The organism is Corynebacterium riegelii (assembly GCF_001263755.1).
GTDB lineage: Bacteria > Actinomycetota > Actinomycetes > Mycobacteriales > Mycobacteriaceae > Corynebacterium > Corynebacterium riegelii.
In genome coordinates, this window is record NZ_CP012342.1 from 2,228,927 (window position 1) to 2,255,754 (window position 26,828).

At 60.6% G+C, this 26,828-nt stretch carries 27 protein-coding genes; 18 read left to right on the plus strand and 9 right to left on the minus strand.

What is annotated here, in order from left to right:
- The first annotated feature begins 32 nt into the window (after positions 1 to 32).
- Complete coding sequence (pheA, locus tag AK829_RS10650; protein ID WP_052205807.1) at positions 33 to 854, plus strand: prephenate dehydratase; 822 nt, start codon at positions 33 to 35, stop codon at positions 852 to 854.
- Positions 848 to 1,474, plus strand: coding sequence for a histidine phosphatase family protein (locus tag AK829_RS10655; RefSeq protein WP_052206519.1), 627 nt, complete (start codon positions 848 to 850; stop codon positions 1,472 to 1,474). The genes pheA and AK829_RS10655 overlap by 7 nt, the downstream gene beginning before the upstream one ends.
- Here AK829_RS10655 and AK829_RS10660 read toward each other — a convergent pair.
- Positions 1,453 to 1,800, minus strand: a complete 348-nt coding sequence (locus AK829_RS10660; protein ID WP_052206520.1) for a metallopeptidase family protein — start codon at positions 1,798 to 1,800, stop codon at positions 1,453 to 1,455. The genes AK829_RS10655 and AK829_RS10660 overlap by 22 nt on opposite strands.
- 20 nt (positions 1,801 to 1,820) lie before the next feature.
- A complete protein-coding gene (locus AK829_RS10665; RefSeq protein ID WP_083439842.1) occupies positions 1,821 to 2,807 on the minus strand; it encodes a septum formation family protein in 987 nt (328 codons plus the stop codon).
- Positions 2,808 to 2,847: 40 nt separating this feature from the next.
- Between AK829_RS10665 and serS the strand changes: the two genes are divergently transcribed.
- From serS to glpK, 5 genes are all read left to right on the plus strand, one after another.
- On the plus strand, positions 2,848 to 4,101 hold the full coding sequence (gene serS, locus AK829_RS10670; RefSeq protein ID WP_052206522.1) for a serine--tRNA ligase: 1,254 nt from the start codon (positions 2,848 to 2,850) through the stop codon (positions 4,099 to 4,101).
- The gene (locus tag AK829_RS10675) at positions 4,101 to 4,913 is read left to right on the plus strand and encodes a lysophospholipid acyltransferase family protein (RefSeq protein WP_232305736.1); all 813 of its coding nucleotides are present in this window, start codon (positions 4,101 to 4,103) and stop codon (positions 4,911 to 4,913) included. The genes serS and AK829_RS10675 overlap by 1 nt, the downstream gene beginning before the upstream one ends.
- Complete coding sequence (locus AK829_RS10680; RefSeq protein ID WP_198147765.1) at positions 4,910 to 5,710, plus strand: HAD family hydrolase; 801 nt, start codon at positions 4,910 to 4,912, stop codon at positions 5,708 to 5,710. Before AK829_RS10675 ends, AK829_RS10680 begins: the two co-directional genes overlap by 4 nt.
- A gap of 364 nt (positions 5,711 to 6,074) precedes the next feature.
- Complete coding sequence (locus tag AK829_RS10685; RefSeq protein WP_052205809.1) at positions 6,075 to 6,959, plus strand: hypothetical protein; 885 nt, start codon at positions 6,075 to 6,077, stop codon at positions 6,957 to 6,959.
- Positions 6,960 to 6,968: 9 nt separating this feature from the next.
- Complete coding sequence (gene glpK / locus AK829_RS10690) at positions 6,969 to 8,411, plus strand: glycerol kinase GlpK (protein WP_052205810.1); 1,443 nt, start codon at positions 6,969 to 6,971, stop codon at positions 8,409 to 8,411.
- A gap of 43 nt (positions 8,412 to 8,454) precedes the next feature.
- Here glpK and AK829_RS10695 read toward each other — a convergent pair whose 3' ends face one another.
- The gene (locus AK829_RS10695; protein WP_232305737.1) at positions 8,455 to 10,251 is read right to left on the minus strand and encodes an N-acetylmuramoyl-L-alanine amidase; all 1,797 of its coding nucleotides are present in this window, start codon (positions 10,249 to 10,251) and stop codon (positions 8,455 to 8,457) included.
- 134 nt (positions 10,252 to 10,385) lie between these two features.
- On the opposite strand from AK829_RS10695, the gene glf reads away from it, so the two are divergent.
- The 6 genes from glf to AK829_RS10725 all read left to right on the plus strand — a co-directional run bounded on the left by glf (position 10,386) and on the right by AK829_RS10725 (position 15,642).
- The gene (gene glf / locus AK829_RS10700) at positions 10,386 to 11,579 is read left to right on the plus strand and encodes a UDP-galactopyranose mutase (protein WP_052205812.1); all 1,194 of its coding nucleotides are present in this window, start codon (positions 10,386 to 10,388) and stop codon (positions 11,577 to 11,579) included.
- A gap of 9 nt (positions 11,580 to 11,588) precedes the next feature.
- Entirely contained in the window at positions 11,589 to 11,837 is a 249-nt protein-coding gene (locus AK829_RS10705) for a hypothetical protein (RefSeq protein ID WP_052205813.1), read from the plus strand.
- A gap of 105 nt (positions 11,838 to 11,942) precedes the next feature.
- Positions 11,943 to 12,845, plus strand: coding sequence for a siderophore-interacting protein (locus AK829_RS10710; protein ID WP_052205814.1), 903 nt, complete (start codon positions 11,943 to 11,945; stop codon positions 12,843 to 12,845).
- A 12-nt stretch (positions 12,846 to 12,857) separates the two neighbouring features.
- On the plus strand, positions 12,858 to 13,880 hold the full coding sequence (locus tag AK829_RS10715; RefSeq protein WP_052205815.1) for a FecCD family ABC transporter permease: 1,023 nt from the start codon (positions 12,858 to 12,860) through the stop codon (positions 13,878 to 13,880).
- On the plus strand, positions 13,880 to 14,875 hold the full coding sequence (locus AK829_RS10720; protein WP_052205816.1) for a FecCD family ABC transporter permease: 996 nt from the start codon (positions 13,880 to 13,882) through the stop codon (positions 14,873 to 14,875). Before AK829_RS10715 ends, AK829_RS10720 begins: the two co-directional genes overlap by 1 nt.
- Positions 14,872 to 15,642 (plus strand): ABC transporter ATP-binding protein, encoded by a 771-nt coding sequence (locus tag AK829_RS10725; protein ID WP_052205817.1) that lies wholly within the window; start codon positions 14,872 to 14,874, stop codon positions 15,640 to 15,642. The genes AK829_RS10720 and AK829_RS10725 overlap by 4 nt, the downstream gene beginning before the upstream one ends.
- Positions 15,643 to 15,662: 20 nt before the next feature.
- Here AK829_RS10725 and AK829_RS10730 read toward each other — a convergent pair whose 3' ends face one another.
- Both AK829_RS10730 and AK829_RS10735 read right to left on the minus strand, forming a co-directional pair.
- Complete coding sequence (locus tag AK829_RS10730; protein WP_232305738.1) at positions 15,663 to 16,616, minus strand: ABC transporter substrate-binding protein; 954 nt, start codon at positions 16,614 to 16,616, stop codon at positions 15,663 to 15,665.
- A gap of 276 nt (positions 16,617 to 16,892) precedes the next feature.
- Positions 16,893 to 18,074, minus strand: coding sequence for an AAA family ATPase (locus AK829_RS10735; protein WP_052205818.1), 1,182 nt, complete (start codon positions 18,072 to 18,074; stop codon positions 16,893 to 16,895).
- 107 nt (positions 18,075 to 18,181) lie between these two features.
- Between AK829_RS10735 and AK829_RS10740 the strand changes: the two genes are divergently transcribed.
- Entirely contained in the window at positions 18,182 to 19,081 is a 900-nt protein-coding gene (locus AK829_RS10740; RefSeq protein WP_232305739.1) for an EamA family transporter, read from the plus strand.
- 177 nt (positions 19,082 to 19,258) lie between these two features.
- Entirely contained in the window at positions 19,259 to 20,971 is a 1,713-nt protein-coding gene (locus AK829_RS10745) for an RNA-binding domain-containing protein (RefSeq protein WP_083439845.1), read from the plus strand.
- On the opposite strand, the gene AK829_RS10750 is transcribed toward AK829_RS10745, so the two are convergent.
- Positions 20,968 to 21,303 carry a CBS domain-containing protein gene (locus AK829_RS10750; RefSeq protein ID WP_052205819.1) on the minus strand — a complete coding sequence of 112 codons (336 nt, stop codon included), beginning with the start codon at positions 21,301 to 21,303 and terminating at the stop codon, positions 20,968 to 20,970. The two genes, AK829_RS10745 and AK829_RS10750, sit on opposite strands and share 4 nt — an antisense overlap.
- A 183-nt stretch (positions 21,304 to 21,486) precedes the next feature.
- On the opposite strand from AK829_RS10750, the gene AK829_RS10755 reads away from it, so the two are divergent.
- Positions 21,487 to 23,088 (plus strand): cation:proton antiporter, encoded by a 1,602-nt coding sequence (locus tag AK829_RS10755; protein WP_052205820.1) that lies wholly within the window; start codon positions 21,487 to 21,489, stop codon positions 23,086 to 23,088.
- Here the strand turns inward: AK829_RS10755 and AK829_RS10760 are convergent.
- Genes AK829_RS10760 through AK829_RS10770 form a run of 3 tightly spaced genes read right to left on the minus strand, consistent with a single transcriptional unit; the run spans position 23,085 to position 25,370 of the window.
- Positions 23,085 to 23,366, minus strand: coding sequence for a hypothetical protein (locus tag AK829_RS10760; protein WP_052205821.1), 282 nt, complete (start codon positions 23,364 to 23,366; stop codon positions 23,085 to 23,087). The two genes, AK829_RS10755 and AK829_RS10760, sit on opposite strands and share 4 nt — an antisense overlap.
- A gap of 10 nt (positions 23,367 to 23,376) precedes the next feature.
- Positions 23,377 to 24,588 (minus strand): acetyl-CoA C-acetyltransferase, encoded by a 1,212-nt coding sequence (locus AK829_RS10765; protein ID WP_052205822.1) that lies wholly within the window; start codon positions 24,586 to 24,588, stop codon positions 23,377 to 23,379.
- Between the two features lie 8 nt (positions 24,589 to 24,596).
- Complete coding sequence (locus AK829_RS10770; protein ID WP_052205823.1) at positions 24,597 to 25,370, minus strand: IclR family transcriptional regulator; 774 nt, start codon at positions 25,368 to 25,370, stop codon at positions 24,597 to 24,599.
- Between the two features lie 74 nt (positions 25,371 to 25,444).
- Here AK829_RS10770 and AK829_RS10775 point away from each other — a divergent pair, with 74 nt between their 5' ends.
- Both AK829_RS10775 and AK829_RS10780 read left to right on the plus strand, forming a co-directional pair.
- Positions 25,445 to 26,188, plus strand: coding sequence for a CoA transferase subunit A (locus tag AK829_RS10775; RefSeq protein WP_052205824.1), 744 nt, complete (start codon positions 25,445 to 25,447; stop codon positions 26,186 to 26,188).
- Positions 26,188 to 26,826 carry a 3-oxoacid CoA-transferase subunit B gene (locus tag AK829_RS10780; RefSeq protein ID WP_052205825.1) on the plus strand — a complete coding sequence of 213 codons (639 nt, stop codon included), beginning with the start codon at positions 26,188 to 26,190 and terminating at the stop codon, positions 26,824 to 26,826. Before AK829_RS10775 ends, AK829_RS10780 begins: the two co-directional genes overlap by 1 nt.
- Positions 26,827 to 26,828 lie beyond the last annotated feature (2 nt).

A 26,828-nucleotide genomic window follows, 5' to 3' on the forward strand; every position in this document is an offset into this window, starting at 1 on the left:
AGCGCCCATGATCTGCCGCTAGGCTTGCGCGCATGACCTCAATTGCCTATCTGGGCCCCGCGGGCACGTTTACGGAGCAGGCCGCGCGTGCCTTCGACCTGCCCGACCCGCAGTATGTGCCGGTGGATTCGCCCGCCGCCGCGCTGGATGCGGTGCGCACCGGAACCGCCGATCGGGCCGTGGTTGCTATTGAAAACTCCGTTGACGGCGCCGTGACCAGCACCTCCGACGCACTCGTCGCCCCCGGCGTGCGCATCCTCGGCGAAACTGAGCTGGGCATCGCGTTTGCCATCATGACCCGCAGGGGCTTTCTGCTTGCCGACGCCACAACGCTCTCCACCCACCCCGTCGCCCACACCCAAGTGAGCTCTTGGGTTGGCGAGCACTTGCCGGGCGTGCAGTTTGTGCCCGCAACGTCGAATGCTGCGGCCGCGCGCATGGTTGCGGACGGGGAAGCCGACGTAGCCGCCGCCCCCGAGCGCGCCGCCGACCTGTTTGACCTGGAGGTACACGCCCGCGGCGTGGCGGACATGGACACCGCGCGCACCCGCTTCGTGCTAGTCGGACCCGAGGACGCACCACTTCCCGCGCGCACGGGCCGCGACCGCACCTCCCTGGTCTTCCAAACGCCCAACCAGCCCGGCACGCTGGTGGCCATGCTGCAGGAGTTCGCCTCGCGCGGCGTGGACATGTCGCGCATTGAGTCGCGCCCAACCCGCACCGTGGCCAACACTTACAACTTCTTCGTTGAACTGGTCGGGCATATTGAGGATGCCGAGGTAGCCGAAGCGGTTGCCGCCGTTGAGCAGCGCGCCACCTGGTCGCGCTTTTTGGGAGCGTGGCCGCGATGCTGATCTTGCTGCGACACGGACAGACGTTTTCCAACGTTGAGCGCAAACTAGACACCCAGCTGCCGGGTGCCGCGCTGACGGACCTGGGACAGCAACAAGCCCGCGAGGCCGGCCAGGCGATTATGGAGCGTTTCAACGTTACCCGCGTGATTTCCTCCGAAGCGTTGCGAGCCCGCCAAACCGCCGCCCTTGGCTTCGGTGAAGTGTTCGGTGAGATCCCGGCGGTTGCCGGCCTGCAGGAAGTCAACGCTGGGCGTTGGGAGATGCTTAACTCACGCGAGGCCCACGAGGCCTACTTCAACGCGTTCCGTGGCTTCTACCAGCGCAATCTCCAAGCCGCGATTGAAGGCGGGGACACGCTGGATGCCTTCCTCACCCGCTACCAAGCAGGCCTTGCGCCCTACCTGGAACTCGGCGGAACCACAGTTGCCGTTTCCCACGGCGGGGCGATCCGCGCCTTTGCCGCCAACGCCGCTTTTGCACGCGGGGTCAGCGCCGAATACGCCGAACAATCCCACCTGAGCAACTGCCAATGGGTCGTGCTCAACCCCGGCGAACCCTCACGCCCCTTCGGCGAGTGGGACGTTGTGGAATGGGGACACTACCCCCACCCCAATTCATGAAGCTCATGCTCCTCTAGCCCGAAGTAGTGGCCGACCTCATGCAGGACGGTCACCTTCACCTCATGGCGTAGCTCTTCCATGTCCTTACAGATTGCCTCCAGCGCGTCTTTGTACACAAAGACCGCATCCGGCAAAAAGCCCGTGTGGTTCGCGTACTGCTCTGTCAGCGGCACGCCCTCAAACAGGCCCAAAAGCGTTGGCTCATCCTCGTTGAAATCCCTGGCCAAGACCACCATGTTGGTCATGTGCCGGGCGAACTCCTCGGGGATCGTATCCAGCGCGTCATTGATCATGTCCTCGAACTCTTGCTGGCTTACCGGTTCCATCATCAGCTTGCCTGCAAGTGCTACTGCGCCTCGCGCAGGGGTCGGCGGTCGGGGCGTTCGGCGGGCGGCGCGGCGTCGATAAGCAAATGCTCCCTGCCCTGCGTAGCTGAACCAGTCAGCTCAGCGAAACCACCCTCCGGGCGCGAAAACACAAGCGCACAGTTCACGCTGCGCGAACCGCCATCCCAGGAAATCGGGTTCAGCGTGGTCCAAAACGGCTGCAAGGTGATGCGGTACAGGTTCTCCTCACCGCCCAAATAATCCTGCGCGGCCGTGGTACACACATCCGCCAAGTGGCGATCCTGCTCCTCAACACTTGGCGTATGATCCGGGAACACATTTGCCAGGTTCTCCGTGGACGTCACCTCCACCTGGTGCGGCTGCGCGCAATCAACGGCAGTCAGCGAACTCGAGGCATCCACCGCCACGCACTGGCCCGGGGAAAACACACGCGCCTGGTCCTGATCAGCCACCTTTCCGCTGGTCATCACCACCCCGCCCGCGCGGTCCGTCTCCTGCAAACCGCACAACATGGTGCGATCGCCCTGCGCCCACGCACTCGCAGGTGGAAGGATCGGCGCAACGGAGAAACGCCCCGCCGGGTCAAAACGACCCTCCAGGTAACGCAGTGCAGCGGCGCCGCAGAGCTCCTCACGCAACTGCGCCTGGCGGGTGGTGCTTGGCATCGGCGCATCCGGGCCAAACTCAGAGGTAGGGTAGGTGCCCAAATCCTCCCGTAGCGCCACCTCAAAACGGTGCGGACCAGCGCAATCAGCCTGTTGGAAGTTGGCCACCGAACCGTCCTCGGCAACGTCCCACGTCAAGCAGGAGCCAGCGTCAGCGGACGTAAAAGACATGGCCTGGTTCGCCTGCTCACCCGGCATTGGCACGCTCGAGCTCTCCCACGAAAACGCGCCTGCAGCAACCGCACCCGCCAGCGTCGCAATGGTGAAAGCGCGCTTGAAAGCGGTACGGGAAGCGCCGCCGGATGCAGTAGAGGAAACCATGGCAGTAGATTAAACGAGCAAAACGGTAGAGTTGCAAGGTGTGATCGATCTCAAGCTAGTGCGCGAAAACCCGGACCATGTCCGCAACTCCCAGGTAGCCCGCGGTGAAGACCCGGCCCTGGTCGACCAGCTGCTCGCAGCCGACGAGGCACGCAGAGCCGCCATCCAAGCCGCCGATGAGCTGCGCGGTGAGCAGAAAGCCTTTGGCAAGAAGATTGGCCAGGCCTCCCCAGAAGAGCGCCCCGCGCTGTTGGAAGGCTCCAACGAGCTCAAAGCACGCGTGAAGGAAGCAGAAGCCCGCGAGGCTGAAGCCGCCGCAGAGGTGACGCGTTTGCAAACCGCCATCCCCAACCCCATCGAGGGTGCGCCCGCCGGTGGTGAAGAGGACTTCATCGTGCTCGAGCACGTTGGTGAGATCCCGGAGTTTGACTTTGAGGTCAAGGACCACCTGGACCTTGCAGAGCCACTTGGGCTGATTGACATGAAGCGCGGCACCAAGATCGGCGGCGCGCGCTTCTACTACCTGACGGGTGACGGCGCGTGGATGCAGCTGGGCATGCTCATGCTGGCCGCGCAGAAGGCACGCGAGGCCGGCTTCAAGCTGATGATCCCGCCGGTGCTGGTACGCCCGGACATCATGCAGGGCACCGGGTTCCTGGACGAGCACGATGAGGAGATCTACTACCTAGAGCGCGACGACATGTATCTAGTCGGCACCTCCGAGGTAGCGCTTGCTGGCCTGCACAAGGACGAGATCATTGATCTTTCCAACGGCCCGCTGCTGTACGCCGGCTGGTCCTCCTGTTTCCGGCGCGAGGCCGGATCCTACGGCAAGGACACCAAGGGCATCCTGCGTGTCCACCAGTTCGACAAACTTGAAATGTTTGCCTACTGCAAGCCGGAAGACGCTGAAGAGATGCACCAGAAGCTGCTCGGCCTCGAGCGCGAGATGCTTGCAGCCGTTGAGGTGCCGTACCGCATCATTGATGTTGCCGCAGGTGACCTCGGCTCTTCCGCCGCGCGCAAGTTTGACACTGAGGCATGGGTGCCGTCCCAGGGCACGTACCGCGAGCTGACGTCCACCTCCAACTGCACCACGTTCCAGGCACGCCGCCTGGCCACCCGTTACCGCGATGAGGACGGCAAGACGCAGATCGCCGCCACTCTCAACGGCACCCTGGCCACCACGCGCTGGCTGGTTGCAATCCTGGAAAACCACCAGCAGGCAGACGGCTCCGTAGTGGTTCCGGAAGCCCTGCGCCCGTGGGTGGGCAAGGACGTGCTGAAGCCCTGATGAATATGCGCCGATACCGCGGCTTTTTGGTTCCGCGCCTGTTCAACGAAGCCAGCGCTCACAGCGATGAGGCGGCCGAGCGTTTCTACCAGGGCGCCGTGTCCGCCATCCGCCGCATCTTGGGGCTGATGCGCATTGAGGTCACGGTGGTTGGCGCTGACAACATCCCGGCTACAGGCGGGGCGCTTCTAGCCGGCAACCACACTGGCTACATGGATTTCGCGCTGATGGGCACCGGCCCACACGTGCGGGGCAACCGCCTGGTGCGTTTCATGGCCAAGAAGTCCGTCTTTGAGGTTCCTCTTTTGGGCCGCATTTTGCGCAAGATGCACCATGTGCCGGTGGATCGTGCGAAGGGTGCGGCGTCCATTAGCAGTGCTGTGGAGAACCTGCGAAACGGCAACCTGGTGGGGATCTTCCCCGAGGCGACGATCTCCCGGTCCTTTGAGCTGGCGCATTTCAAGACCGGTGCGGTGCGCATCGCGCGCGAGGCCGACGTGCCGCTGATCCCCACCGTGATCTGGGGTTCGCAGCGCATTTGGACCAAGGACCTGCCGAAGCAGCTGCGGGGCGTGCCGGTGATCATTCGCTACGGCGAGCCCGTACCCCTGACCGGCGACGCGGAGGCAGACACCGCCGAGCTGAAGCGCCGCATGCAGCAGCTTCTGGATCTTTCGCAGGCCGAATACTCCGAGCGTTACGGCCCGTTCGGTGCGGAGCCGTGGCTGCCGAAGTCCATGGGTGGCACCGCCCCCACGATCGAGGAGGCCGAGGAGCTCTACCGCGCGGAGAAGGAGCGCAGGCAGAAGTGACACCCCGCATGATCGCCTCCGACATTGACGGCACATTCATCAACTCCGCAGGTCGCGTCACCCCGCGCCTGCGAGCCGTCGTTGCCAGAGCGGTTGAAGCGGGAGCATTTTTTTGCTTAGCGACGGGACGCCCCCACCGCTGGCTGCCCCCCATCACAGACCAACTGCCCTTTGGCCCAGTCTCAATCTGTGCGAACGGGGCAGTGATCTATGACCCTGCCAGAGATGAGATCGTGCATGCCTTCGAACTCGCCTCCAGCACGATGGCCGAGGTCATCGAGGCAGTGGAGCCCGTCATGTCGGACGTCATCCACGGCTTTGGCGTGGAACGCGTCGGGCGTGGCGAGGAATTCTTGATCACACGCGAGTACAACCCCGACGCGTGGGACGACCGCTTCGGCGTGGTGGATGTGGATGAACTGATCGCCCAGCCAGCCACAAAACTGCTCATACGCTGCGGATACTTGACGTCTTCTGAGATGTTTGAGCGTATCGCCCCGGTGGTTGATGGCGCCGACGCCCACGTGACCTACTCCATGGACGAAGGTCTTATTGAGGTCTCATGCCCCGGCGTGAACAAAGCGTCTTCCGTCGCACTTCTTGCAGAGCGCTACGGTGTTGACGCCGCCGATGTCATTGCGTTTGGGGATATGCCCAATGACCTGGAGATGCTGACGTGGGCCGGGCGAGGCATTGCCATGGGCAACGCCTCGCCAGTGCTCACGTCAGCCGCGGACGAAGTCACAGACACTAACGACAACGACGGCGTGGCCAAAATCCTCGAGCGCTGGTTCTAACCTTCCGGGCTCCAGGTTGGTTGCGCCCGGCCCTGCCTACCTCTGGCCCTGCTTGGCCCTGGCCCTGGATTCCACCCGCGCTGGCCCCTGGGCCTCAGCCTGCACTGGCCCAAACCCCGCCGCAAACCCCCAGCAAACCCCCAGCAAACCCCCGCCGCCCCAGCCCGGCTACTTGACATAACGTTTGTCTGCTAGGGGCGGAGGTGCGGCACTAGCATACAACGCAAAATTGGCCGAAAGTCTCTATATTCGACCAGCGGAAATGGAGGGGCGTTTTCATTGTCTGCTAGGGGAACGTCGCGCGCTCCTAGCAGATAATGAAAAGCGCGTGTGAAACTCACAAAGATGCGGTAGAAATAACGGCATGGGGGATTACACAAAGAAAAGGGAAGCCGAACTCGCTCTGATTGCGAAAGTGGCTGGGCAATGTAAAACTGCAGTGATCACGGGGCCAGCAGCAGCACGCTGGATGGGGCTTTCAACGCTCAAATGGGTAGAGAAAGTGGACTTGGTTCTGCCAGGGAACTCGAGAACCTGGGGAGCTAAATACAGGGACAAGGTCTATCACGGTGGAATCCTCCGGGACGCGGAGACCTGCACCGTCAAGGGGGTCAAAAGCACAATCGGGGTCCGGGCGATGTTTGACACGTTCCGTTATTACGGCAGGTTGGACGCGTTGGTGCAGATTGAGTCTGCCAGGTGGCAGCACGCGCATCTCACGGTGGAGACGTTGCTGGAGAAAACGGAAGTATTGCCGCAGGCCAGAGGCATTAAACCGTTTAGGAGGTTGATTGAGGGGGCGGGGGAGACGTCGGCAAGCGTGCTCGAGACCTTGGTGCGTGACACGCTGCTGTGGGCGATCAAGCATGGCCGCCTGACGGGAGTGGAGACCATTGAGTTCCAGGTGGGGTATCAAATTGCTGATGAGCTGGGTGGCATCACAGCCGCGTGGGTGGACTGCATTATCAATGAGTTCATCGTGGTGGAAGCTGACGGCGCGGAGAAGACCAGCGGCGCGATGGGGGATGCGCTAAGCGCGTTGCGCAGTGAACGGCACCGGGAGAAACAGCTGCAGAACAAAGGTGGCGTGTTTTTCCGCGTGGGCTGGGATGATGTGTTCAATCCAAGGATGATCCAGCAGTTGCAGGCCTTGCTCAATCAGTATCCGGGGGTTAGGCCGATGGACGGGCGGCTGGATATTGGGTTCCGGGAGTGGTCGAGGCAAATGGAGGCAATGTTCGCAGTATGATCTCCAATCATGCCGCTTGTTGCTGCCATTGATCAGGGAACGACGTCCACGCGCGTGTTTATTACGGATGACCACGGCCAGGTTGTCTCCCAAGCGCAGTTTGAGCATAAGCAGTATTTGCCCAGGCAGGGGTGGGTAGAGCATGACCCGGAGGAGATTTGGCGTAACACTCGCCGGGCGATTGTAGAGGCCTTGGCAAGCAAGGATATTGATGAGCGTGATGTTGTAGCGCTGGGGATTACCAATCAGCGTGAAACGGCGGTGGTGTGGGAGAAGGCCACCGGCAAGCCGATTTATAACGCGATTGTGTGGCAAGACACAAGGACGAACCATGACGGGGATCCGTATGCCTACCAGCAAAAAACGGGCTTGTTGCATAATTCCTATCCGGCGGGGCCGAAGTGGGCGTGGATCCTGGACAACGTCCCCAATGCGCGCGAGCGGGCGGAGCGGGGTGAGCTGCTAGTTGGCACGATTGATACCTGGCTGATCTGGAATCTTACGGACGGGGCGTTGCATGTCACGGACGTCACCAATGCAAGCCGTACGTTGCTGATGGATTTGCAGACGCTTAACTGGGACGAAGAATTATGTGAGGCGGTTGGGGTGCCGGTGGGGGTGTTGCCGGAGATTGGGGCGTCGATAGGCAAGATTGGCTCGGTGCGCGCAAGGGGACCGTTAGCAAACACGCCGATTACTGGGGTGCTGGGAGATCAGCAGGCGGCGCTGTTTGGGCAGGGGTGCCTGGAGGAAAACAGTGCGAAGATGACGTACGGCACGGGGCTGTTTATGGTGCTCAACACGGGTACGCAGCTCAACATCAGCGACACTGGCCTGTTAACCACGGTGGCGTACCAGGTTGCAGGCCAGCCGCCGGTGTATGCGCTTGAGGGGTCGGTCGCGGTTGGCGGTTCGCTGGTGCAGTGGCTGCGTGATCAGCTGGGCATCATTCGCACCGCCGAGGAAACGGAGGCGTTGGCCAGCCAGGTGCCGGATAGTGGCGGGGTGACTATTGTGCCGGCGTTTTCGGGGTTGTTTGCGCCGCGTTGGCGTCCGGATGCGCGTGGCATTATTACTGGTCTGACGCGTTTTGTGGATCGTAGGCACATTGCGCGTGCGGCGCTTGAGGCAACGTGTTTGCAAACGCTTGAGGTGGTCCGCGCGATGGGTGGTGAGCCCACCCAGCTGAAGGTTGATGGTGGCATGACCAGCAATGATCTGTTGATGCAGATGCAGGCGGACATCCTCGGCTTTGACGTTGTGCGCCCCGCCAACATCGAAACCACAGTGATGGGGGCTGCCTCGGCTGCTGCTATGGGCATTTCGCTTATCGACGCCCCGTTTACCCTCGGCACGCCCACCACCTTCCAAAACGAAATGGCCGGCCCCGACCGGGACCGGCTCATTGCGAAGTGGGAGGACGCCGTGCTGCGTTCCTACAACCAGGCGTAGGCCAGGCGTAGACCAGGCGTAACCCGCCGCCTGGAACCAGCGTTTAGTTCGTGATGATGTTGATGTTGCGCTGGGAGATGGAGTAGACGATCGCGCCACCCTGGAAGTCCATGCGGATTTCATCGTGGTTGGCGTTGCGCTGCGGCGTGATCGGCATGCCCAGCGGGCCTGCGTCGAGGCCTTGCTGCAGCCAGGCGTTGGCGATCTGGCCGACTAGGGCGTAGATCTCGCCGTCGGTGTCCTTCACGGCGAGGCCGTTTGCGTAGAGCGCCATCTGCTGGCCGCCAACACCGGAGACGGTGCCCGCGAGCTTGCCCAGGACAGGTTCGAAGGACTTCCACACGGTGGATGCTTCGGAGCTGCCAACAACCTCAAGGGCTGGGCCAATCATGGGGGTGACGTCCTGGACGGTGATGCCGGAGATGATCTCGGTGCCGCCGACGTTTTTGACCTGGTCGCCCAGCTGGCCGTTCTGCAGTGCGTAGATCAGGGCCACGCCGGCGATGGTGCCTACGACGGTGGCGATGGTGGCGGTGTCGCCGTCGGCAAGCTTGGTCAGCGTGTTGGCAACCTTAGTTCCAGTGCCGTTGGACGGGCTGGTCACCGTGGTGTTGGTGCCGTCCTTGTTCGGGAGGGCCGGGCTGACGAACGAGCGCGACGCCTTGGTTGCGGTGTATTTCACCTTTGCTACTCGACGAATGTCGGGCAGTCTGTTGTACAACCTGTCACCCGGGCAGTCGCTGAAGTGGAAGTCACGGTGGGCGTTTACATTGGGGAAGTATGCGCCCTTGCCCGCGCCGTAGCGGGCGCCTGCGAAGCTGAAGTCTGCAGACAGGTAGCTGGTGCCCATCGGGTCGAAGCCTGCGACGGCAGCCTTCCAACCAATCAGTTCACCCATTGCCTGCAGGGACGCGGTGGTGGGTGCGGTCTTGGAGTAGTCGCCCATCATGGACACGCCCCAGGTGTTGGTGTTGAAGCCGCCCACGTGTGCGCCTTGGACTGCGCGGTCCAGGCCGCCGGCGCGGCCTTCGTAGATGTTGCCGTACTTGTCTACCAGCGCGTTGTAGCCGATGTCGCCCCAGCCACGGACGTGCGCGTGGTAGTGCTCGATGGAGCGGACAATGCCGGCGGACTCAGCGCGGGAGTAGTTGTTGGAACCTGCGGTGTGGTGCACGGTCACGGCCTTGACGGGCTCGGAGTAGTACGGAGTGTTCCTGCTTGTTGCGCCCCATTGTGCGCGGGTGATTACCTTCGGCATGGCGCGGGAGTAGGAATCCGCGGCCGGGGTGATCACGTTTTCGTCCACGCCGCCGTCAAGGAACACGGCTTGGATGTCCCGGGCCGTGGTCGGTGCTTCGGAGGCGGCGCGGCCGTCTTCGAGCAGGTCCACGTTGCCGGTGGAAACCTGGATGCGCTTGGTGCGCTCAACGAAGATCGGTTCGGTGCCGCTGGTTTCCACACCGGTGGGGGAGTCGTCGGGGTCCATTTCGAACCAGGGGCTCCAGGAGCCGTCGGCACGCTGGGAGCGCACGTAAGCGACGATGTCGCGTGGGCCCTTCCAGGTCAGCGCAACAACCGAGAACTCGCGCTCGCGCGTGAACTCTTTGACTACGCGGCGGACGGTGTCTTCCTCACCGGATTGGGTGCGCACCGCGGCGTCATCAACCGTGATGTTGGCGCCGGTGTCAAAGCTGGCTTCGTCTGCGTAGACGCCAGTGGCTGCCGGCGCGACGTTTTGTACTTGCAGAATGTGTTGGCCACCAAATGCAGCGGAGGCGACCATGGCCACCGCCAAAAGGACGGCGAACATGGGGTTGGCCCACTGTCGACGATGTTGCACGGTTTCACTCCTGTGGCTGATGTGACAATAGTTAATTGCAGGCTACCGCAACCTCAACCTTCACGTGAACCTTGAGACTTTGCGGCGTGTCGTGAAGCGTGGCGTCGAAAAGCAACTGTGCGAAAATGGCACCTATGACATATGACCTCATTGTTGTTGGATCCGGGTTTTTCGGCCTGACCGTGGCGGAGCAGGCCGCGAGCGAGCTGGGCAAGCGTGTGCTGGTGGTGGAAAAGCGCAACCACATCGGCGGAAACGCATACAGCGAAAAGGAACCAGAAACCGGCATTGAGGTGCACAAATACGGTGCGCACCTGTTCCATACCTCGAACGAGCGCGTGTGGGAGTATGTCAACCGCTTCACCGAGTTCACCGACTACCAGCACCGCGTGTTTGCCATGCACGACGGCACCGCCTACCAATTCCCCATGGGCCTGGGCCTGATCAACCAGTTCTTTGGCAAGTACTACTCGCCGGACGAGGCTCGCGAACTGATTGAACAGCAGCGCGAAGGCCTCGACCCGGCGGCCGCAACCAACCTGGAGGAGCGCGGCATCGCGCTGATTGGCAAGCCGCTGTACGACGCTTTTGTGAAGCACTACACCGCAAAGCAGTGGCAGACAGACCCGACTGACCTGCCGCCGGAGATCATCTCCCGCCTACCGGTTCGCTACACGTTTAACAACCGCTACTTCAACGACAAGTACGAAGGCCTGCCGGTGGACGGCTACGCCGCCTGGCTGGAGAAGATGGCTGCACACGAGCTTATCGACGTCCGCCTAGACACCGACTGGTTCGACGTCCGCGACGCCATCCGCGCCGAATCTCCCGACGCCCCGGTCGTCTACACCGGCCCGCTGGACCGCTACTTTGACTACGCCGAAGGCCACCTCGGCTGGCGCACCCTCGACTTCGAGCAGGAAGTACTGGACACCGGCGACTTCCAGGGCACCTCTGTGATGAACTACAACGACGCGGACGTGCCGTACACCCGCATCCACGAGTTCCGCCACTTCCATCCGGAGCGGCAGGATAGTTATCCTGCCGACAAGACCGTCATTGTGAAGGAATACTCCCGCTTCGCCGAGGGCGATGATGAGGTGTACTACCCAATCAACACGCCCGAAGACCGCTCGAAGCTGGAGGCTTATCGACGCCTCGCCGCAGCCGAGTCCCGCGAAAACAAGGTGCTGTTCGGTGGACGTCTTGGCACCTACCAGTACCTGGACATGCACATGGCCATCGGCGCAGCGCTGTCTGTGTTTGATAACCATGTACGTGCCTACTTTGAGGACGGCAAGCCGATCGACCAGCCGCGCGGGCACTAGGAGCAACGAGTGAGCATTGAGATTTTCGTCCACCCCGACTGTCCTGACTGCACGGATGTCATCGCGCGGTTCAAGGCAGATCCGCAGGTGTTCGGTGACGCCGAACTTCTCGACGTCACCGAGCTGCGCAACCTCAAACGCTTCCTCACCCTGCGCGATTCACTCGACGGGTTCGCCGACGTCCGCGCCACCGGAAAGATTGGTGTGCCGTCCAATGTGATCGACGGCAAGACGGTCGAGTTCCCCGGCGAGGTGTAGCCGCCTCCTGGCCGACTCCAGCTACGCGGGCGTTAGGGGACTACGCTAGGGGACTGCATACCTCAATACTTTCCTTAGGCTAGGCAAGCCTATATAGTTTGCGGGGTGAGTTTTAGGCCTTTCCTTGCAACCGTCGTCCGCAGTGAACGCGTCGCGCCGAACTTCCAACGGGTGACGTTCACCGGGATCGACGCTATGGGGCCTGCCGTGCCCATCAGAGATTTGCGTATCAAGTTGCTGATCCCGCCCGCCAGTGGAGTGCTCAGCCTCCCGGAGGAAGGGTGGTGGGACGTGTGGCGTGCGATGCCGGAGCACACACGCGGGCACCTCCGTACCTACTCGATTCGCGAGCTCCGGCGATATGCCGATGGCCTGGATGAAGTGGATGTGGACTTTGTTCTGCACAATGACAATCCCGGTCCAGCCTCGGCGTGGGCGCAAGACGCGCAACCTGGGCAGCAGCTCCTGATAATTGGTCCAACTCGCGACGATGACTCCGGTGTTGGCATCGAATTCAATCCGGGGTCTGCAGCAAGGGCATGCCTCTATGGTGACGAAACCGCGCTTCCCGCAATAGCCCGCATTTTGGAAGATTGGCCCGAGGATCTCGCCGGGTCTGCTGACATTGAGGTACCGGCCGGCAACCACTTGCCCATCGACGCCCCTGCACAGGTCGACGTTCGCTGGCATTTCCGCGAACACGATGACGTGGACTACGGGGACTTGCTTCTTGCGCAACTGCAAGACGAGGTTGATTCCCGCAGCGCTGCTGTACCTATGGGAGCTGAGAAACCTGAGCTCGTAGATGAAGTCTCGCATGACGAGGTCTGGGAGACGCCCACGTACTCCAGCAGTGGTGAATCCATAGCTCCCGCTTCGGATGCTGCCGGGCATACCTATTACTGGATCGCAGGGAAGAATACGGCTGTGGCGGCGATGCGGCGGCTCCTGGTGAAAGAGGCGGGTGTGCCTCGCCACCACGTGTCGTTCATGGGGTACTGGCGTTAACGGGGGTACAGCGTGAATAGACACGTAGGGTTTGTTGTTTTCCTTGCGGCTTCTACCGTGTGTGCAGCACTGCTGTCTTTGTTGTTCGGGGCGCGTGAAATGGGATTCGGGGCAACGCTGAGCGCGGTTCGTGATGGAATCGTGCTGGCATTCCCAGGAGGATCCGAACGACTTGAGGCGTCCAGCGACGAGGCGAAGATCATCGCGCAACTTCGAGTTCCGCGCACCCTGCTCGGCCTGTTGGTGGGGGCAGCGTTGGGTACGGCGGGCGCGCTGCTGCAGGGTCACACCAGAAATCCGCTCGCAGACACAAACCTGCTGGGCGTCGGTCCCGGCGCGGCTCTTGCAGTGGCAGCAGCCATTTCCTTTCACGGCTCAATGTCAGTATTGGGCACTGTTGGGGTGGGATTCCTCGGTGCAATACTTGCGGTGGCGCTCGTGTTCGTGCTCAGTATGAGGAGCCTGGGATCTACGCCGATCATGGTCGTGCTCGGAGGTTCTGCGCTGGGTGCGGTTTGTAGTGCGCTTACTAGCGGCATCGTGCTGACGAATACGCAAAGCCTCAATGAGATGCGGTTTTGGACAGCTGGCGCTATAGCTGGGCGCGACATGCAGGTGGTTGCGGTGCTTGCCCCGGTGATGCTCCTCGGGCTTGTGCTCGCCTTTGGCACGGCACATCAGGTGAACCTCCTGAACTTGGGAGATGACGTGGCCAGTGCACTTGGCGTGAGAGTGAATATCGCGCGGGCCGTGGGCATCATCGTGGTTGCATTGCTTACTGGTGCCGCGGTGGCTGGCGCGGGCCCGATCGGGTTCGTCGGCCTGGTCGTTCCGCACCTCGTGCGCGCCGTTACGGGGCCAGATTACCGCTGGGTGCTGCCGTGTTCCGCGCTGGCTGGGGCCTCGCTGCTGTTGCTTGCCGACGTTATCGGACGCATCATCGCACGACCTGGCGAATTGCAGGTGGGCATCACGCTCGCCTTCGTTGGCGCCCCATTCGCCCTGTACATCTTGCGGAAAGGGGCGAAACTGTGATGCGGGTTTTCGTGACGAATGGTGTCCTTGCGGTGTTGGCTCTCGCCGCGGCCCTTGGGGGTGTCATGGTCGGCGACTTCGAGCTTACGGTCCGGGATATTGTTTCTGCGCTCATGGGCCAAACCACGGAATTGGCTCGTACGGTGATTCTTGAGTGGCGTCTGCCGCGGGTAGTGACAGCTTTGGGAGTAGGAGCTGCGCTGGGTTTTGCGGGGGCGATCTTCCAGACCATCACGAGGAATCCTTTGGCAAGCCCAGACATCTTGGGCGTCACCTCGGGTGCCTCCGCTTTCGCATTGACTGCGTTACTTGCTGGTGGAAGCTCCGGAATGCTGCTGCATGTACTGGGGGTCCCGCTCAGTGCGTTTCTCGGTGGATTAGTGGTGTCCGCGGCAATCTGGTGGCTGAGCCGTGGCGCGGGGCTCGGGTCTTTCCAGCTTGTCTTCGCCGGGATCATCATCAACGCGTTAGCGATGGCCTACAACTCGTTCCTGCTCGTTCGCGCCGACTATCGCGATGTGGGCAAAGCGCAGGCGTGGATCACCGGTTCGGTGGGTTCTTCGAACTGGCGCGATGCCCTCGCTGTGCTTATTGCTCTGGCAGTTGTTATTCCACTCTTGCGGTGGGCAGCCTTCAACCTTCAGGCGCTCTCGTTAGGCGAGGATACGGCTGCTGGCCTCGGGGTGGAGCCCCGGCATATGCAACTCATCCTCATGCTCATGGCTGTCGTGCTGGCATCGATGGCTGTCGCAGCCTCTGGTCCGATAGCATTCGTGGCGTTTGTTGCGCCACAGATCGGACGCAAGATCACGCAAGCAGCGACGCCGCCTTTAGGAACAGCAATGCTCGCTGGCGCGATGATCGTGTCCGGCGCTGACGTAGCGGTACGCATCTTGGTGCCCGGGAACCTGCCGGTGGGGATAGCCACAACCGCGATTGGTGGCACAGTACTGCTCTACACGCTGCTGCGCGCAACACGAAAGGTGTCCGTATGATGCTTCAAGTTCGAAATCTCAAGGTGAGTTATGGCGCTACCGTCATCGTTGATGGCATTGATCTCGACGTGCCTCAAGGTGGTGTCACCACACTCATCGGTCCGAATGGTTGCGGCAAGTCAACGCTGTTGCGAGCTACCGCTGGGCTTATTGCATGCGATCACGGCACGGTCACGCTGAACGGCGTGGACACGGCGAAACTGAAGCGCCGCGAGATTGCGCGCCAGCTTGCAGTACTGCCACAGACACCTGTTGCCCCCGAGGGGCTGACGGTCCGCGATCTGGTGAGCCGCGGACGCCACCCGCACCAGTCCTGGCTAAGGCAGGCCTCTGCTGAGGATGCGCGTGCGGTCGATGCAGTGATGGAGCTGACCAATATTGCAGAGTTTGCAGATCGTCCACTCGAGCGGCTTTCTGGCGGACAGCGCCAGCGCGCCTGGATCGCGATGGTCTTAGCGCAGGACACTCCGCTTGTGTTTTTGGACGAGCCAACGACATACCTCGACTTGTCCCACTCCGTCGAGGTCTTGTCGCTTGTACGTCGCCTCGCTGATCAGGAGGGGCGAACTGTGCTCATGGTGTTGCATGATTTGAACCTCGCCGCACGCTACTCAGATCAGCTGATCGTGATGCAGCGTGGCGAGGTTCAAGCGGTCGGTGCGCCTGCCGAGGTGGTCACGGAGTCTTTGCTCAGCCGCGTTTTCGATCTGCCTGCGGTTGTGGCGTCCGATCCGATGAGCGGTGGCCCACTGGTCGTCCCCCGGTAGGCACCCGCCCCCTGAAATGCCTAGAGCTGTTTCTCGATCTGCTTGATTGCGTACGGGATCGTGAGGGGGTTTGGCATGCTCATTGCGTTGGCAGTATCGGTGTCTAGCCAGTAGAGCCCGCCACGCTTGTTGACATCAAGATCCATGAAAGCCTTGTCGTTCTTCAGCGCATCGATCGCGCCATAGTAGTCCAACACGAAGAGGTAGTCCACGTCATTGAAGTCAGCGTAGTTCTCGGGGGACCAATCGAGGAAGAAGCTGGAGCCATCGCCGTTGAACTTCTCTGGGATTGTGAAACCAAGCTTTTCGATGAAAGCACCGCGGCCATCGCCTGAGGTGTACACGCCGAGCTTCCCGTCGTAGGGCATGCCGATTACTGCTGTTTTGCCCTGCAACTCTGGGTGCGCTTCGCGGAAGTCTTTGAAAGCCTGCTCGGAATCGTCGATAAGCTTTTGGCCTTCGTCTTCTTTGCCTAAGGCCTTGGAGATTTCCTTGATCTGTACTTCCCAGGGTACTTGCCAATCCGGGTACTCATCCGAGTGGAAAGTCGTCGGTGCGATCTGCTCGAGCAGCGCCTTCTTGTCTGCTTCGAGACCGCTGTTGACCGCAATAATCTTGGTCGGGTTCAGCGCAGCCACTTGTTCGGCAGTGTCGGTACTGAATTCGGTGGTGGTACCACGGATTGGGTTTGGCTCGACAGTGAGCTTGTCCTTGGCCCACGGCCCAAGTCCGGAGGGATCGCCCGAACCTTCCTGTTCCCAGGTGGCGTAACCGACCGGTTGTTCGCCCAGGGCAAGGATCGTATCGACGTCGCCGAGCCCCATTGTGACGATGCGCTCGTCTGCCCCGTTGGCATCGGAAGCTTCTGGAGCAGCTGTCGGGTCGCCTGCGCCGCTGGAGCAGCTGGCAAGCATGAACGCCGCGGTGAGAGTGGCTGCGGCTGCCTTGAAGGGACGAGAGCTAAAGAGTGCCAAGGTTGCGCCTTTCGTAGGTAAATAAAGAAACTCCAGTTAGGGCTGCCTAGCCTAACGAAAGTATTCTACGGTATGCCTCAGCTCGTGAGCAATCTCCGCCTACGCGCTTGGAACGAGACAACACACATCGAGTCGTTGGGTACGAGCGGTGGGATGACTGTTAGCGCGGCGCTGTCTGTGTTTGATAACCACGTACGTGCCTACTTTGAGGACGGCAAGCCGATCGATCAGCCGCGCGGCCACTAGGCCTTTTCGGTTGGGGGGCGGGGTGCGCTCTCACTCCGGCCAGATGGAAAACTGCTCCATCGCATCGGCTGCATGGTGAGAGCGCAGATATTCGCGCATGTAGGGTAGCTCGTAATCGACGTAACCGTGTGATGTGGGGCGGATCATTTCAGCGTCTATAAGCCGCTTGCGGTAGGTTCCCGCGTATTGCGCATCAACGCCCATGCGTGCCGCGATATCTGACATGCGCGAGGGACCGTCGTCGGTGGACATTGCGGTAAGAAAAGTGCGATCCACTTCTGAAAGATCCGCGATAGACGGTTCATGGACGAGCTGTCCGAGCTTCCTCCTAGCAGCACCAATTCCAAGTGAAACAGCGTCTTCGTCGATCTTGCTGCCGCTAAGGTTGCGGAACGCGTGCTGCCCGACCAGTTGGATCATGAACGGGTAGCCGCCGGTTGCCATGGATGCCGTATCCAGTGCATCTGAGGACCAGGTGACCCCGACTTGGGCGGTGGTCTCTTCCAGCGCCCTCCGGACTTCCTCAATTGAAACCATTCCGGTTTCAATCCTGTTTGCGCGGCGTAAGAAGGTTACGGGGTTGCGTCCTTCATCGGCAGCAAGCAGGGGTTTTATCGCGCCAGGGATGCCAGCCATCGCAACCGCAATCTCGCGGTCCTCTCGGACGAGGTGCTGGACTGTTGTGCCGAACTCAATGATCTCATCCATGTGGGCGTAGTGCAGCTCGTCCAACGTGATCAGTAGGCCAACGGGTTCCTGATTGTGCCGGGCATCTATCTCGGCCTGCCGCCCAAGAAGTTCGTCGAGCACCGATCTCAATGTGGGGGTGGGTGAGAAGCCGGACACCGGTTCTGTGGCAAGGCCAAACCAAGGCGTATTGACGCTGGATAGGCGGCGCTTGGGTTCGCTGGAAAGCTCTTGCAAGAGGTTGAATGCACGGTCGCGGATGCGGTCGTTGAAACCGCGTGTTGTTGTTTCGGAAATGACGTGCCACGTGTGCGCCTTCGCAACTTCCTCAAACTCATTCAGCAGAACGGTCTTGCCCACGCCTCTTGGGCCGGTGATGATGGAGATGCGTTCGTGGCTTCCCGGCCCATCTTGGATGGCGGCGTCGAAATCGTGGAGGTACTCATCGCGTCCTGCAAGAACGAGTGGCGTTTTTCCCACTGTCGCAGTGAAGGGGTTCTTGGGGCGCCTTTGAATCGTCGGCATCGTGCCTCCTTACTACTTCTTACTATCTTTACTATTTTTACTATTTTTACTATTTCGCTGCCATGGATGTGACCGCCCAGTCCGGCGTTTGCACTAATCTGGCGCGCGTGGCGCGTGAACGTAATCAATTCCGCATGAGCCGCCAGGGCATGAACGCGTTTCTTGCCCTGCCAGCGGCTCCTGTTTTGATGGTCCTGATCGGCTCGCTAGGCACGCAGGCCGCTGCCGTTTTGGTAAGAGACCTGCTCGAGCCTATTGGCGCGCCGGGTGTGTCCGGCCTGCGCATGGCGGCCGCGGCCGTGATTATGGTGTTGTTGTTCCGTCCGAAGCTGAGCGGTATGACCCGCGCCCGGGCGATCAACATCGCGGTTTACGGCGTGACCATGGGCATGATGAGTGTGATGATTTATGCGGCTATCGCCCGCCTGCCCCTGGGCGTTGCCGTTACCATCGATTTCCTCGGGCCTTGCGTTGTGTCTTTCCTGGGGCTGAAGATGTGGCGCTCCCGCTTGTGGGCCATCGCCGCGTTCGTGGGTGTGGCGTTGATTGCGAATCCATCGAATGATCTGGATCCGCTCGGTGTTGGCTTTGCTGTGGTCGGCGCCTGTTTCTTCGCTGGTTACACGGTGTTCGCCGAGCGTATGGGGAGTACCGAAAACGGCAGCATGTCGGACCTTGCCTTGTCTGTGGTTGTTGCCGCGCTGATCCTTGCTCCTTTCTCGGTTCGGGCAGTTCCGCTTATCGACGCCCCCGTGTGGGTCACGATCGTCATCTCCGGGTTCATCGGTGCGGTGATTCCGTATGTGATGGACACGATTGCGGCGGGGATTGTCTCGGCGGCGGTCGTCGGTACGCTCTTTGCCCTAGATCCGGTGATTGGCGCGATCTTGGGCTGGGCGTTTTCCGGCGACCACCTGACCTGGTCCATGGTCACAGGCATTGTTCTGATCGCAGCCGCCGGTGCGGTGATCACGTGGCGCGGGGCTCAGGAATCGCGGGCGACGTGAGTTGCGAGAGTAAAGCGGTGAGTAATAAACAACTCTGAACAACTCCAAACAACTTCTGATAGATGCTTTGATCTGCAGATATAGGGTATTTTCGGGGATATTTTAAGGCGGAGTTGTTTGTAAGTTGTTTGGAGTTGTTTCAAACAACTCGTGCATTATTCCTGTTATTCTCATTGCATGGTCGATGCGGAGTTTGAGGTTGTAAGGGAAGCGCTTTCTGCGATTGAAGCTGGTGAGAGTGCTGGCAGTAGGGAATCTCAGATATTGGACTTCAAAGAAGATCCCGCTGTGCATCCGATGAATAAGAATCCCGATGCGGGCTTAATAGAATTTCTCGTCGATGAAGTTATTTGCTTTTCCAACGCGGATAGCGGAGTCGCATATATCGTCCTTGGCGTTAATGACAAGAAGTCGGGACCATCTGCGTTTACTGGAACTGACCGTGCTTGCGACTGGTTGGTGGAGAAGATCTACAGCAAGACCCAGCCGCATATCCAAGTAGAGGCTTTTGACATCGAGTGGTGCAACGTGCGCTTGATAATCTTGCGTGTTCCGCGTGGGATGGCGCTCTACCAACGATCCAAAGGTCAAGCGAGCAAGCGCGTAGGGAAAAGCTGTGTCCCACTGGGGGAAGACGAGCGTCGGAGTATCCATCTGGCACGTGCCAATCCAGATTTCAGTGCTATGGCGTCGCGGCGAGGGCCTGAAGACTTGGACTCACAAGCCGTTGAACGGGCGAGAGTCCTCCTGACAAATCGGAAGAAAGCCTTGGGGGACGGGTCACCGGTTCCGCGGACGGGGCTCGAACTATGCAGTGAGTTAGGCCTGCTCAAGCCCGATGGGAGACTGACTTTCGCGGCGGAAATACTCTTCATGCAGCCGCTACATAACCGGTCGGTGGTTCGTTACCTTCTTCGGGAGGTGCCCAGTGGTGATCCAAAGGTGACCGAGATCTCGGCACCGTTAATTACAGCTTCGGAACGGCTCCGTGCGCTCATCAAGGACCACACATCTCAGGAGATAGCTCGAGTCCAGCTCCCGAATGGGCAGGAGTTTCCGATTCCCGCGTTCCCGACAACGGCGGTTGATGAAGTTGTTTCCAATGCGTTCGCACACCGCGACTGGGGAGCTACCGCAGCAATAGTCGTAGACCAGTCTCCCACCAGCTTGACAGTGTGGTCTCCTGGTAGCCTTCCAGTGGGTGTTCGCAAAGAAAGAATTTTGACCACCCAATCTATCCCGCGGAATCCAGTGCTCATGGGGGCTCTAAGGCAGTTGAGTCTCGCTGAGGAATCGTCGCGTGGTTTCGACCGCATGTGGGTCTCTATGCTCTCAAGCGGCAGGCAGGCCCCGAGCCTGAGCACTGATGGACCGTTTGTTGAAGTAACTTTGCCTTCTGGCGAGGTGGATCAAGATTTCATCAAGGCGTTATATCAGCTGCGTGCAACATTTGGGGACCCCATTTTCGATAGCGTGAATGGTCTCTTGGTTACACGCCATTTGGCAAATAACCCGATCTTGATGACTTCTACTGCCGCTCGGCTTATGCAGGTGTCGGAGGCGCAGGCTCAGGAAACCTTAGGATGGTATGCAAGACAGGGCTTTCTGGAGCAGCTGAGGGATACTCCCGAATGGATATTGTCCGCGCAAGCCAGGACGGCTTTTGACGGCGAAGCTTCCCCTGTAGTCAGTGCGGTAACTACGGAGGACTGGATTATCGCTCAGCTCCGTGAAGGGAAAGCCCTGAATGCTCGTGAAGTTGCTGAAGAATTAGGTGTTGAGAGGCAATCGGTAAGTCGGCTTCTCCGGCACCTTAGAGATTTGGGTAAAGCAAAGATCGCTCACGATAGCCCTAAGCGGGGGCCAGGTGTCCGGTGGGTTTCTACCTAACTGGAGACGCCGGGCCGTCCGACTCCGGCCCGTTGAGCTACCCAGCGACCGGCACAAACGTCGAGTACGTCGCCGTCTGAGACGAAACCGGCCAGCGTGCGGTCGTCGCTAAGCAACGGCGCGCCAGAAATCCGCTTGTCCACGAACATGTGCAATGCCTGGCGGATTGTGTCGTTTGGTGACAGGGCGTAGACGGTCTCCTGCGCACTTGGCTCGGTAGTGGTTTTCGCGCGGGTTCCCGTCCACCCCAGTACCGTGGCGATTGCGGCGAGCACGAACCGGACTGCGCCGAGCCCAAAATTGCCGGCATGTACAGCACGGTGATCAGCCATAGTGTGTCTTGGGCCATGGCTCTTGACGGCGCCAACGCGAACACCGCCATCAGGCTTCGGTGGCGTAATCAGATTTACGTGCAGCTCTTCCCGGCAAACCGGGGGCGCACAACATGTCTCGTATTCGAGGCCGAGCAAAGACTATAACTTATTGTGTCAACGCGGGTTCTAAAATATTCCGGTGTGGGAACATTTATCGCGCTGATCGGGCTGCTGCTAGCCACCGTTTTCGTTGCTGCGATTGGTGAGCGCACCGGCATCCCCTGGCCAGCGCTTCTGACCATTGTCGTGGTGCCGTTTATTTTCATCCCGGGCATTGACACGGTGTCTATCCCCCCGCACCTGATCTTGCCGATCTTCCTGCCGCCCTTGTTGTGGTCGCTGGCGAGGCGCACAAGCTGGGGGCAGATTGCGTCGCAGCTGAACGTGGTGCTGACCATGAGCGTGATTCTGGTGTTTCTCACCATCGCGGCGCTCACAGCAACGGCGATGTGGATCCTGCCAGGGTTGAGCTTGGCCGCCGCGATGGTGATCGCCGCTGCGATCGCCCCGCCAGACCCGGTGGCTGTGGAAGCGGTCGCAGGACCCGCAGGTATCCCGAAACGCATTACCGGAACGTTGCAGACAGAGGGCTTGTTTAACGACGCCGCCTCCATCGTCACCTTCAACATGGCCATGGCCGCAGTGGTTGCGCACGGCGAGGTGAACTTCACCAAAGGCTTCTTCGAGTTCCTCTACGCCGCGGCGGTTGCCGTGGTGGTGGGTTTGATTGTGGGCAGGTTGGCCGCGCTGTTTGCTAACTCCGTTCCAGATTCAGTGATTCGTACCGCGTTTACCTGGGTGTTGCCGTTTGCCATCTACGCAGGATGCGAAGCAATCCACGCTTCAGGCGTGATTGCGATTGTGATTGCCGCGGTGGAATTGTCATCCCGCTCCACCATGACCGCGGAGGATCGCCTGACCGGTCACTCCTTCTGGGCCACCGTGGAGCTGCTGTTCACCGGTGTTGCCTTCGGCCTGATCGGCATGAGTGTTCGCGACGCTATTGATGACGCAGGTACGTCCATCTGGCCAGCAGTAAAGGTTGGCGTGGTGCTCTCCATCGTTGCGTTTGCAGTGCGGCTGGTTTGGATGTGGGTGCTCTACAAACTCAATCAACACAAAGGGCGCACCCGCATTGCCCCGCTTCGACTACAGGAAGTACTGCTGATGGCGTGGTCCGGAATGCGCGGCTTAGTCACCCTGGCGCTAGTACTGGCTATTCCGCCCTCAGCCACCGAGTACCACCACGAGCTTTCCGTTATCGCGTTGACAGTATTAACGTGCACGATGGTGGTGCCCGGCTTGCTGTTGCCGTGGCTCGTCGGAAGGCTTGACCTGCGAAAAGCACCCGATGCAGACCGGGTATACGAGGAGCTGAACCAACGGGCCTACGCCGCGGCGCGCCGGGCAGTGCGTGAGCACGGGCAGGAGCACGCGCCGGAGGCTTACGCCATGGTGCAGGACTGGCTGGAATCCATCGCGGACAAACGCCTCCTGGATTCCGAGACCACCGACGAGCGCATGGCCACCTTTGAACGTGCCCGTGAAAGTGCCCTTGAGATGCAGAGAGTTGCGCTCAAAGCTGCGAGCCGCGAGCTGCATAAGGCGCGCAGGGAGCGCCGGTACGACCCAGCAGACGTTGATGCGGTCCAAGCGGATCTGGATCGCGTGATCCTTGGTACGAAGCGAAGCGTGCTGGCGCGCCCCAGCCAGGTCATCAAAATGGAGCGCAAGCAGCGCTAACCCCAGTTGCGCTTGAACTCGGCGTCCCAATCCACGCCGGAATCCGGGATGTCAGTGTTCAGCGGGTCGTAGCCGCCGGGCTGAATGCCGGGCTGAATGTCAGGCTGGTCGCCGGCCTGGTTGCTGGCCTGCACACCTTTGATAATGAACAGCGCACCGCCGATAGCGCCGGCGATCGCGGTGAACACGGCGGTGGAGCCACTCAAAAACACAACCGCCGCAGCGCACAGCACGATCAACGCGACGCCGATGGCGTAGTCCCTCCCAGAATTCTGCATGGTGGCGAGACTACGCCTTTTCAATCACCGCGGCCAAGCCCTGCCCGCCGCCGATGCACATTGTGATCAGAGCACGCTTGGCGTCAGTGCGCTGCATGCGGTGCGCTGCGGTGACCAGCATGCGGGCACCGGTGGCGCCAACCGGGTGGCCAAGCGAGATGCCGGAGCCGACCGGGTTGACACGGGGGTCATCCTCGGAAATGCCCCATGCGTCCAGCACGGCCAGAGCTTGGGCAGCAAATGCTTCGTTGAGTTCGATCAGGTCAATGTCATCGAAGGTCAGGCCCTCGCGGTCGAAGACCTTCTTGGTTGCGGCAACGGGGCCGATGCCCATGGTTTCAGGTGCGACGCCTGCGACAGCCCAGCCGCGCAGCACCGCTACCGGGGTAAGGCCCAGATCCTCGGCCTTTTCGCGCGTGGTCACGATCATGGCTGCCGCGCCGTCGTTCTGGCCGGAGGCGTTGCCGGCGGTTACGGTGGCGCTCTCAAGCTTCTTGCCCATTACCGGACGCAGCTTGGCCAGGGACTCCACGGTGGTGTTAGGGCGGATGTGCTCATCCTTGTCCACAATGATCGGGTCGCCCTTGCGCTGCGGGACGGACACCGGCACGATCTCCGCGTCAAAGTCACCAGCCTCCTGGGCTGCTGCTGCACGACGGTGGGATTCCGCAGCAACCTTGTCCTGGCGCTCACGGGTGATCGTGTACTCCTCGCGCAGGTTCTCAGCGGTTTCGATCATGCCGCCGGCGATTGGGTGGTGCTTACCGCCGGCTTTTTCGCGGCCTTCCTGCAGGCGGTCCGTCAGCTCCATCGAGCCGCCCTTGGCGCCCCAACGGATCTTGCCGTCAACGGTGTACTCAGTGTTCGACATGGACTCAGCACCACCGGCAATGATCAGGTCTGCCGCACCAGATGCGATGTGCGCAGCCGCGGTGGTAATCGCCTGCAGGCCGGAGCCGCAACGGCGATCCAGCTGCATGCCCGGAACCTCGATGCCCAGCTCAGCGTCCAGTGCAACGATGCGGCCCAGTGCAGGCGCGGCGCCGTTGGGGGAGGCCTGGCCAAAGATAATGTCATCAATATCGGCACCTGAAATGCCGGACTCTTCAACCACGGCCTTGACCACGGTGGAGGCCAACTCCTGTACCGGGACGCCTACGAATGCGCCGCCGTAGCGGCCCACAGCGGTGCGCTTCGGGTTGCAGATCACAATGTCAGACATGTTCTTCCTCATTTCTTAGTCGTAATAATGTCGTTGGAAATGGCACTCGCTGCTTCCTTGAGCGGCGGCAACAACGTTTCTCGCAACTGGTCAACCGAATACGCCGCGGCGTGTGCCGAAACGTTGACCGCCGCAACCACCTCACCGTGGGCGTTGGTTACCGGGCAGGCCACCGAGCGAAGGCCAAGCTCTAGCTCCTCGTCCACGATGCAGTAGCCCTGCTCGGCAACCTTCTGGATTGCTGCTTGAAGCTCGTGCTTGTTGGTGATGGTGCGCGGCGTGAGGTGTTTCAGCGTCACACCATCCAAGTACGCATCCAGCTCTTGCTCGCTTAGGCCGGTGAGCAGCATGCGTCCCATGGATGTTGCGTGCGCGGGGAAGCGTGTGCCAATGGTGATGTTCACGCTCATGATCCGGTTCGCCGCCGCACGCGCCACGTACACCACGTCTGTGCCGTCGAGGACGGACGTGGAGCACGATTCGTTCAACTTGTGCGACAGCGCTTCCAGGTGCGGTTGGGCGATTGCGGGAAGCCCCAGGCTGGAGAGGTATGAGTAGCCCAGCTCCAGGGTTTTGGGGGTGAGCCAGAACACGGTGCCGTCGGTACGCGCGAAGCCCTCTGCAACCAGTGTGTGCAGGAAGCGGCGCGTGGTAGCGCGCGGCAGACCGGTGACCTCCGCCACTTGGGCGAGTGTTTGGCGTGGACGAGTGCCGTCGAAGGCGCGGATCACCGCAAGCCCGCGGCTTAAGCTTTGGACGAGTTGTACGTCACTCTCTTTCATGAATGTGAGACTACCTCATCAAGTTCACTTTGTGAACCCTTGTGCAATAAGCGAACTGGGGTTAGGATGGCCACATGATCAACAAGGTGGTTTCTTCAGCGGAGGAAGCGGTCGCTGATATTCAAGACGGTGCATCGATTGCAGTCGGTGGGTTCGGGCTGGTGGGTATCCCCGCCCGGCTTATCGACGCATTACGTGCCCAAGGCGCCCGCGACCTCACAATCATTTCCAACAACCTGGGTACCGACGGCTTCGGTCTCGGCCTCCTCTTGCAGGACAAGCGCATCTCGCGTTCCATTGGTTCCTACCTGGGTACCAACAAGGAATACGCACGCCAGTACCTGGAGGGCGAGCTGACTGTGGAGTTCACCCCGCAGGGCACCCTGGCTGAGCGCATGCGCGCTGGCGGCGCTGGCATCCCGGCGTTCTACACCAAGGCAGGCGTAGGCACCCCGCTGGCCGCCGGTGAAATCCCTACCCGCTACAACCCAGACGGCACCATCGCCGAGTACTCCAAGCCGAAGGAGCTTCGCGAGTTCAACGGTGAGCAGTACGTGATGGAGACCGCCCTGACTCCGGACTTCGCATTCGTCCACGCAGCAAAGGCGGACCGTTACGGCAACCTGGTGTTTTCCAAGACTGCGCAGAACTTCAACCCGGATGCGGCCGTGAGCGCCAAGATCACGATCGTGCAGGCGGAAGAAGTTGTAGACGAAATCCCCGCAGCAGAGGTCAACCTGCCCGGCATCTACGTGGACCGTGTGGTCAACGTTGGCCCGCAGGAGACTGGTATTGAGTTCAGGACGGTGAGCGAATAATGGCTTGGTCTAGGCAGGAAATGGCAGCGCGCGCTGCACAAGAACTGGAAAACGGCCAGTACGTCAACCTTGGTATTGGTATGCCAACGTTGATCCCGGGATACTTGCCCAAGGACATTGAGGTAGTGCTGCACTCCGAAAACGGCATCCTCGGCGTCGGCCCATACCCGAAGGAAGACGCCGTTGATCCGGAGCTGATCAACGCCGGCAAGGAAACCATCACGGTTGCGCCGGGCGGTTCCTTCTTCAGCTCCTCGGCGTCCTTCGGCATGATCCGCTCCCGCGCAATCGACGTTGCAGTGCTCGGCGCGATGGAAGTGTCCCAGTTTGGTGATCTTGCCAACTGGATGATCCCCGGCAAGATGGTCAAGGGCATGGGCGGCGCCATGGACCTGGTTCACGGTGCAAAGAAGGTCATCCTACTCATGGAGCACGTGAACAAGCACGGCAACTCCAAGGTGCTCAATGAGTGCCGCTTGCCGCTCACTGGCGCAAAGTGCGTCGATGTGATCATTACCAACCTGGCGGTGTTTACGGTTGATCAGAAGAAGGGCCTAACCCTTGTAGAGGTTGCCCCGGGCGAGACCGTTGAGTCTGTCCGCGAAGCAACCGAAGCACCGTTTGAGGTAGCGGTTTAGTA